Source organism: Mesorhizobium sp. NPDC059025, from assembly GCF_042739655.1.
GTDB lineage: Bacteria > Pseudomonadota > Alphaproteobacteria > Rhizobiales > Rhizobiaceae > Mesorhizobium.
Genome location: NZ_JBHYIM010000024.1, coordinates 36324 through 44633 on the forward strand (window position 1 = coordinate 36324; position 8310 = coordinate 44633).

General features: G+C 62.1%; 6 protein-coding genes and 1 pseudogene. 3 read left to right on the top strand and 4 right to left on the bottom strand.

The window, feature by feature from the left end; genetic code table 11:
* Positions 1–6: 6 nt before the first annotated feature.
* Both ACFWYE_RS30600 and ACFWYE_RS30605 read right to left on the bottom strand, forming a co-directional pair.
* Positions 7–1464, bottom strand: coding sequence for a leucyl aminopeptidase family protein (locus ACFWYE_RS30600; RefSeq protein ID WP_379115765.1), 1458 nt, complete (start codon positions 1462–1464; stop codon positions 7–9).
* 1 nt (position 1465) lies between these two features.
* Positions 1466–3127: an ABC transporter substrate-binding protein gene (locus ACFWYE_RS30605; RefSeq protein ID WP_379115766.1), complete on the bottom strand. Its 1662-nt coding sequence runs from the start codon at positions 3125–3127 to the stop codon at positions 1466–1468.
* Between the two features lie 75 nt (positions 3128–3202).
* On the opposite strand from ACFWYE_RS30605, the gene ACFWYE_RS30610 reads away from it, so the two are divergent.
* From ACFWYE_RS30610 to ACFWYE_RS30620, 3 genes are read left to right on the top strand one after another with little or no spacing between them, the layout of a single operon-like run.
* Positions 3203–4195 (top strand): ABC transporter permease, encoded by a 993-nt coding sequence (locus ACFWYE_RS30610; RefSeq protein ID WP_379067244.1) that lies wholly within the window; start codon positions 3203–3205, stop codon positions 4193–4195.
* Entirely contained in the window at positions 4192–5142 is a 951-nt protein-coding gene (locus ACFWYE_RS30615; protein ID WP_379067242.1) for an ABC transporter permease, read from the top strand. Before ACFWYE_RS30610 ends, ACFWYE_RS30615 begins: the two co-directional genes overlap by 4 nt.
* Positions 5143–5156: 14 nt before the next feature.
* Entirely contained in the window at positions 5157–6842 is a 1686-nt protein-coding gene (locus ACFWYE_RS30620) for a dipeptide ABC transporter ATP-binding protein (protein ID WP_379115767.1), read from the top strand.
* On the opposite strand, the gene ACFWYE_RS30625 is transcribed toward ACFWYE_RS30620, so the two are convergent.
* Together ACFWYE_RS30625 and ACFWYE_RS30630 are read right to left on the bottom strand one after the other, a co-directional pair.
* Complete coding sequence (locus ACFWYE_RS30625) at positions 6831–7694, bottom strand: GntR family transcriptional regulator (protein WP_379115768.1); 864 nt, start codon at positions 7692–7694, stop codon at positions 6831–6833. The two genes, ACFWYE_RS30620 and ACFWYE_RS30625, sit on opposite strands and share 12 nt — an antisense overlap.
* Before the next feature lie 289 nt (positions 7695–7983).
* A pseudogene (locus ACFWYE_RS30630) lies at positions 7984–8310 on the bottom strand (3-oxoadipyl-CoA thiolase); the annotation flags it as partial.

Genomic DNA, 8310 nt, shown 5'->3' on the forward strand with positions numbered 1-8310 from the left:
CGGAACCTATTCACCAGCCCGGTTGAGCAGCAATTGCAGCAGCGCCCTGACGGGTGAACCCGTCGCACCTACGGACCATGGTTCAAAGCCTTGATCGAGGTAGGCACTCGACCCGTTGTCGACATGCGCCCAGGCGGCATTGCCGGCAAATGTGCGCAGATAGGTGGCGGCCAGCTGACCGCTGTCCGGCACCGACAAGGGCGCGTTGGCGATGTCGGCGACTTTTGATTCGATCAGGCGCTCATATTCGGCCCTGAGTGGCAATCGCCAGCCTGGCTCGCCGGCAAGTTCGCCGGCGTCGCGGAGCGCATCGGCGAGCGCGGTCGATGTCGACCAGCATCCCCAAAGCAAAGGGCCAACGCCACCGCCATCGGTGAGCGTGCCGACATCAACGATCTCTCCAACGCCATTCCTGGCGAGGTGGGCAATCGCATCCGCCAGGACCAGGCGGCCCTCGCAATCGGTATCGACAACTTCTGTCTTGCGGCCGTCGGGATGGCCAACGACATCGCCGGGACGCAACGCGTGGCCGCCCGGCATGTTTTCCGCCATCGGCAGCACGGCGGTGACATCGGGATCAAGACCGAGTTCGACGGCCGCGAAAATGGCGCCGGCTACCGCCGCCGCAGCAGCCATGTCAGCCTTCATCCAGGCAATCTCCTGCGCGTTGCGCTTGAGATTGATACCGCCGGAATCGAAGGTGATGCCCTTGCCGGCAAGGCCCAGCCCGGCCTTCTGTCGATCTGGATAAAGCCGCACGACGCGCGGTTTGTTGGCGCTGCCGCGACCGACAGCCTGCGTCGCCCCGAAACCGTGCTTAACGAGCTCGGCTTCGTCCCAGACTTCGACGGCAATATCCAGCTGGCGCGCACGCTCGGCAATCACCTGCGCCAGACACTCAGGCACAAGATCGCCACCCGGGGTCTCGACAAGATCGCGTACCCAGTTGACCGCCTTGCCGGCAGCCGTCCCGACCTCGAAAGCTCGTTTCAGTTTCGAGGCTTCAGCGATCAGAAGCTCGATCATCGTTTCCGTCTCGTCAGAACGGAAATGAGCACCGATCAGGCAAGCCTCGGCAGCCGCACGCACGACCAGCGCCGGATCGATGCCAAATCCGTTCAAGGCGATGACGGACGAACCTCTTTTGTGCAGGAAATGCGCTGCAGGCATGAGGGCATCGCGCAAGGTGTTTGCGGAAAAAGCGTCGCGTGCTCCGACACCGACCAGAAGCACCGCCGGTTCGTTCGAAGCTGGCACCAGGAGCGCCGAAAGCTGTCCGACCTTGCCCTGGAAAGATGGATCAAGGCGCAGCACATGACGGGCAAATTGCCCGCCATGTGCCGCCTTCCCCGCCAACTCGGCATCGGCAACTTCAAAACCATGGGCTCCCGCAAAAGCAGGCATCACCAGAATGTCTGCCTTGGCCAGAACGGACGGCTCGCTGCCGAAGCGTAGGGTGGTCATGCTACTTCACCTTGTGGACGTTCATCAGCGTTTCGGTCGACAGATTGTTGACCGAACCGACGAGAGGCGAAAGCACGAACCCCTCCCATTTCGGGCTATGGGCCTCGATGACGTTGGGATAGTTGAGCACGATGTAGGGGCGAGCCTCGAAGATGTGCTTCTGCATCGCGGAAATCTCGGCCCGGCGCTCCTTGCTGTCGAGCAGCGTGCCCTGTTTCAGGTACATCTTGTCGTAGTCCGCATTGCAGTAGCCGCTGTCGCTGTTGCCGCCGCGAGCGGCGCAGGTGACAATACTCAGCATGAAGTCCGGCTCCACCGGCGGCACCCAGCTCCACATCGCGAAATCATAGTCGAGATATTTGGCCTCGGGAGCCTGGATGGCTTCGGTCGCGGCACCCGGATCCATCTTGCGCTGGGTGATCTCGATGCCGATCTTCTTGAAGCCGGCCTGGATGATCTGGAAGGCACGATCGCCGGTGCCGTTCTCTTCCGTCGGGAAAATCACTTCATAGGCCATGCGCCTGCCATCGACGACGCGAATGCCGTCGCCGCCCTTCTTGTAACCCTTCTCGTCCAATATCTGGTTTGCCTTGTCGGTATCGTAGGGCAGCGGCTTGATGGCCTCGTCATGGTAGCCGCTTGCCGGTGCCACGATGGTTGAACCGGGCGTCGAGAAGCCAAGCCAGACGATCTTGTCGATCGTTTCCCGGTCGATGGCGTACTCCAGGGCCTCGCGCACCTTCGGGTCGAGCAACTCACGGTTCTTCGGCTTGTCTGCACTCGTGTTGATGATCAGCGTCTTCATGCCGACACCCGGTCCGCTCAAAACGGTCATCCCGGCCTTCTTCAGGGTCTCGACGGATGTCGGTGGCGTCTGCTCGCCGATCATGTCGAGCTTGTCGGTGACAAGCGCGGTGATCATGGCATCGTCATTGGCAAAGAACTGCAGGCCGAAACCGTCGATCACCGGCTTCTTCTCGCCCCACCAGTTCGGATTGCGGGCGAAAAGCGCGATCTGCTCATTTTCGTGTTTGGTCAGCATGAACGGACCGCCCGCGACCACGGGGGCCGCATTCGGGAAGGTCGAGATCTGCTCGCCATTGCCCTCCGTCAGTGGCTCCCAGATGTGCTGCGGCAGAACCGGCAGCGCCTGCAGTTGCGTCAGCACATTGGCGACCGGCAAGGCGTAGGTCAGTACCAGCGTGTTGTCGTCCGCGGCCTTGGCATCCTCCATATGAGCGACCCAGCCGGCCAGCTTGCCGGTGGCACCGCTTTGGAACTTGCGGATCAGATTGAAGGTGAAGGCCGCATCCTTCGCCGTGAGCGGCTCGCCGTCGGACCATTTTGCGTTCGGAACGGTATGGAAAGTCCAGACCTTGCCGTCTGCAGACGTCTCCCATTTGGTCGCGAAGGACGGCACGATCTCGAGCTTGGCATCATATTCAGTCAGGTGTGGGTACACATACTGATAAAACACTGAGCTGTAATCGGAGTCCGAGACAAACGGATTGAGCGAGTCGATCGGTTGTGTCGCACCGATACGCAGGATCTCAGCCGCTGAAGCTGAAGGTATGGCGGGCGCCTGAAAAACGGCTGTTGCCGCGACTGCTGCGGCGATCGCCAGGGCGCGGATATTCCAACTCTGGTGAGGTTTCTTTTTCATTGTGATCTCCCGAGACGCAAGATTCTCCAAAATGGGGACTTGCCTCATATTCAGGCTACTGAGTATGATGAGTACATGTCAAGCCGCTTGGGAGGAGCAGAGGCGTTGCGGGGATCGGCCTATATCTGGAAGCGGATAGTTTTCGCTGTCGTCACGGTTTTTGTGGCCCTGACGCTCAATTTCATTCTGTTCCGTGTGCTTCCCGGAGGGCCGGTCAGCCAGATCTCGCGCGTCCCGAACGCCTCGCCTGCCTTGAAGCAGGCTCTTACCGCGCAGTTCGGCCTCGACAAGCCGCTGTGGGAACAATACCTGCTTTATCTCCAGCAGACGCTGCAGGGCAATTTCGGCGTTTCCTACATGAACCGGCAGCCGGTGTTCGACAACCTTGTCGAGGCATTTGGCAACACCATTCCCATGGTTGCGACGGGCACGATCCTTGCCCTGACACTCGGCGTGATTGTCGGCGTCATTTCAGCGGTACGCCGGGGCAGCATGACCGATCATCTCAGCACCAACATCGCCGTCCTGTTCTACGCCTTCCCCACGCAGTTCCTCGGCATGATGCTGCTCATCATATTCGCCGGTGTCCTGCCCTCGGCCGGCATGAACGACCCGTTCGCCATGGGCGGTTCGGGATGGGATACCTTCCTCGACACGCTGAAGCACATGGTGCTGCCGGTCACGACATTGGCCCTGACGCTCTATGCGGAGAACGCGTTGATCGTGCGTTCCGCGATGCTGGAAACACTCGGCGAGGATTACATCCTGACGGCAAAGGCCAAGGGTGTGCCGCGGCGCAGGCTGATCCGCGCACACGCCTTGCGCAACGCCATGCTGCCGATCGTCACCATGGTGGCGATGTCGCTTGGCGCGGTCGTCACCGGCTCCATCCTCATCGAGGTCATCTTCTCCTGGCCAGGCATCGGTCGGGCTCTCTACACGGCCGTGCTCAAGCGCGACTACCCGATGCTTCAGGGTGGGTTCCTGGCCATCACCGTGGTGGTGATCACCTTCAACCTCATCGCCGACCTCATCTACTACAAGCTCGATCCCCGGATAACGACATGACCCTTTCCTTGCCTGGGCCAGCCGCCCCGGAAGCCGAGACCCGGCTCGGCTTCTGGCCGATGTTGAACGACGTGCTGCACCAGCGCGCCGCGCTTGCCGGCCTTGCCATCGTCGGCATCTTCGTCCTGCTCGGACTTATCTCGCCGCTGATCGAGCCCTACAGCGTGCATGAAGCCACCTGCGCGGTATTCGAGCCGCCATCCCGGCAACATTGGTTCGGTTGCGACGACGGCGGCATTGACGTGTTCAGCCTTGTGCTGCGCGGAGGCCGCATCTCGATGATCGTCGGCGCGACCGCAACCCTCATCGCCATCGGCATCGGTGCGACCGTCGGCATCCTGTCGGGCTATTTCGGCGGCTGGGTGGATACGGTGCTGATGCGAATCACCGACTATTTCCTGGTCATCCCGCAGATCGTGCTGATGATTGTGATCGCGGCGGTCTGGGGCCCGAGCCTCTCCCATGTCATCATCGTCATCGGCGCGCTGATGTGGACGAGCACCGCGCGCCTCATCCGTGCCCAGGTCAAGAGCCTGCGCGAGCGGGTCTACGTCAAACGCGTCGAGGCCCTCGGCGCCAGCCACTTCCACATCATCATTCGCCATATCCTGCCGCAGATCGGACCACTGCTGGTCGCCAACACCGTGCTGGCCATTACCGTCGCCATCTTCAACGAGACCGCGCTGGCATTCCTCGGCCTATCCGATCCGACCGCGATCACCTGGGGCACCATCATGGAACACGCGTTCGACCGCGCCGCCGTCAGCAGCGGGGCCTGGTGGGCGATCGTCCCCGCCGGCGTTGCCGTCGCCGTGCTGATCATGGGCTGCTACATGCTCGGCCGCTCGATCGAGGACGGACTCAATCCCCGACTCAAGGTCTCATATCTCTCATTGCATGGCTGGAAGCTGCGCCCGCTCGTCGGGCGCGGGCCCGATGCTATCTGACAAGGAATTCCAGCTTGAGCAGCGCCTTCGCAATCCAAGACCTGAACATCTGGTTCGGCGCCGACACCGGCAACGGCCGCGCCGAATTCCACGTCGTCAAGAACGTCAACCTGGAACTCGCCCCCGGCGAGCGGCTGGGGCTCGTCGGCGAATCCGGATCCGGCAAGACCACCACCATTCTGGCAGCGATGGGACTGCTGCCGGCAAATGCGGAGGTCTCCGGTCGTATCCTGCTGGACGGAACCGATATCCTGCGCAGCGGAGAAGCCAGCGTCGCACCTCACCGATGGAAGGACATCGCCATGGTCTTCCAGGGCGCCATGAGTGCTTTCAATCCGGTACGGACCATCGGCTGGCAGATCGCTGAAGCCATGCAGATGCATGGCGTTGCGCGCGGCGTCGCCATGACGCGCAGGATCGGTGAATTGCTGGAACTGGTCGGCATCCCCGCCGACCATGCCACACGCTTCCCGCATCAGTTGTCCGGCGGCATGCGCCAGCGCGCCATGATCGCCATGGCCCTGGCATGTGAGCCGAAGGTGCTGCTTGCCGATGAGCCGACAACGGCCCTCGACGTCATGGTGCAGGACCAGGTGATGAAGCTGCTGGTGCGCTTGAGCAAGGAGTTGAACCTCGCGCTCGTGCTCGTCACGCATGACCTCGCCATCGTTGCGCAAAGCTGCCACCGGGCAGCAGTCATGCTGAAAGGCGAGGTCGTCGAACAGGGAGAGGTCGGCGACCTCTATCATCGCCCAAAGCATGAGTACACGCGCAAGCTTTTCGAGGCGACGCCGGATGTGTTCAGCACGCCGGAGGCTCCCGTAAGAACCTCCCCGGCATCAACGAAAACGGAGTCCGCATCGCCGCTGCTCGAAGTGCGAGACATCAGCGTATCCTATCCGCGCGTCCGCAGCTTCCGCGATGTGATGCGCGGGGTTGAACCCCAAGCGCCTTCCGCCGTCGAGAACGTCTCGCTGCGCGTCGAGCGCGGCGAAATGGTCGCATTGGTCGGACAGTCCGGCAGCGGCAAGACCACGACGCTGCAGGCCATCCTCGGCATGATCAAGGCGCGCTCCGGATCCATCCATCTCAATGGCCGCGACGTCACCAGCCTGACCAGCGGACAATGGCGACCGCTGCGCCGCCAGGTGCAGATGATCTATCAGGACCCGTACGAATCCCTCGACCTGCGCTACCGCGTGCGTTCCACGGTCGAGGAGCCATTGCGTGTCCACGGCATCGGCCTCACGGCCAGGGAACGCGATGGCCTGATCCATGCGGCTCTCGAACGCGTCGGCCTGACCCCGGTCGAACGCTATCTCAACCGCTTTCCGCATGAACTGTCGGGTGGCCAGCGCCAGCGCGTGGCGATCGCCTCCGCGATCGTACTCAAGCCTGAACTGCTTCTTGCGGACGAACCGGTGTCCATGCTGGACGTGTCGGTGCGTGCCGGGGTGCTCGAACTTCTCGACGAATTGCGCACCGACGCCAGGATGGGCATCCTGATGATCACGCATGATCTCTCGACTGCGGCGCATTATGCGGACCGCATTGCCGTCATGCATCAAGGCAGGATCGTGGAAGAAGGTGCCGCTTCAGCGGTGGTCCGTTCGCCGAAGGCCGACTACACGCGGGCGCTGCTTGCCAGCATCCCTCACCCGGATCCGAACCGCTCGACCCTGGCCAATCTATCGACCTGAACGGCCAGCCGCCTTAATCGGAGACGCCGGCTTGCCGCCATGGAGCGGCAGCACCACCCATTGCTTCATATCGGTCGGCTGCAGGAGATGCCGGCTGCCCGAGCCCGATGTGTAGAACACGAAATCCGAGGCCTTGTAGGTCTGCTGGTAGCAGTCGAAGGCCTTGCCGTCAGCGGTGAAGGACACGCCCCTGATCCGGACGACCTGGTCGCGCGGGCCGAGGTCCAGGGCCTCGCGCTCCGCAGCGGTCGGCTTGTCCACCTCAAGTGATTGTTCGGCGTAGTCGTCGCGCAGCCCGTAGCGTTCCGCGAGCAAGGCATAGAGCGAGTCGCCAGCCTGCAGATCCCTCTCGTTGATGGCCGGGACAAGGCTGAGCGGCAGCACTGCCTGCTCCAGGATTGCCGGTGTTGTCCCGAGGCTGCGCCGTCGCATTATTTCCCAGACGGGCTGGCCGATCTCGATCGACAGCGCCTTGGCGATCTCCGGTCCGGGCAGGCCGACGTTGATGGCGAGCACTTCCGTGGCGAGTTCCGGCCCGCCGGATGGCGAGAGCGTTTCCAGAAGACGCCCGGTTCTGCTCGGCTCGCTGACGATACGATCCTTGGCGACGAAGGTGCCTATACCCTGGTGACGATGGATCTTGCCGGCATGTTCCAGCTTGTCGAGGGCGTGTCGCACCGAGATCAGGCTGACGCCGGTCAGCCTGGCGAGTTCGGTCGAACTCGGCAGCTTGTCGCCACCGGTCAGATCGTTCCTGGCGATGAAATCGAGGATCCAGTCATAGACGTGCAGGTAGCGAAGTTTCCGTTCCTCGCTATCCTCGGATGCGATCTGTCTTTGCCTTTGAGCCAAAGCCACTACCCCGGCATTTCGGTGGAAACGTTGGTGTCTGCTCCCGGTTGGACAACAGCCTTCGGTCAACAGTGTATAGCTGTCATACTGAGAACGACAAGCTGATGCTAGAGTGTTTCCGTTCTTGACGGAAACACGGAAACGCTCCGGCTCTTTGTTTTTACGCAGTTCCGCACGGAAAACCGCTACGCACTTCTCCTGGAATTGCTCTGGTCAGCGCATATCCATCAGGAAAAGTTCAAGCCAGAGCAAGCAACTGTCGGTCGGCTTGAGTACGATTTGGCCGCGCTCAGACCCTTTCGAGTGCGATGGCGATGCCCTGTCCGACACCGATGCACATGGTGGCGAGCGCGAGGCGGGCGTTGCGTTCCTTCAGTTCCAGCGCCGCCGTGCCGGTGATGCGGGCTCCGCTCATGCCGAGCGGATGGCCGAGCGCGATGGCACCGCCATTCGGGTTGATGTGGCCGGCGGCGTCCGGCAGCCCAAGCTCGCGCAGCACGGCGAGGCCCTGCGCCGCGAACGCCTCGTTGAGCTCGACCACATCGAAGTCCCGTGGTGTCAGGTTGAGCCGGGCGCAGAGCTTGCGGGTTGCCGGCACCGGTCCGATGCCCATGAT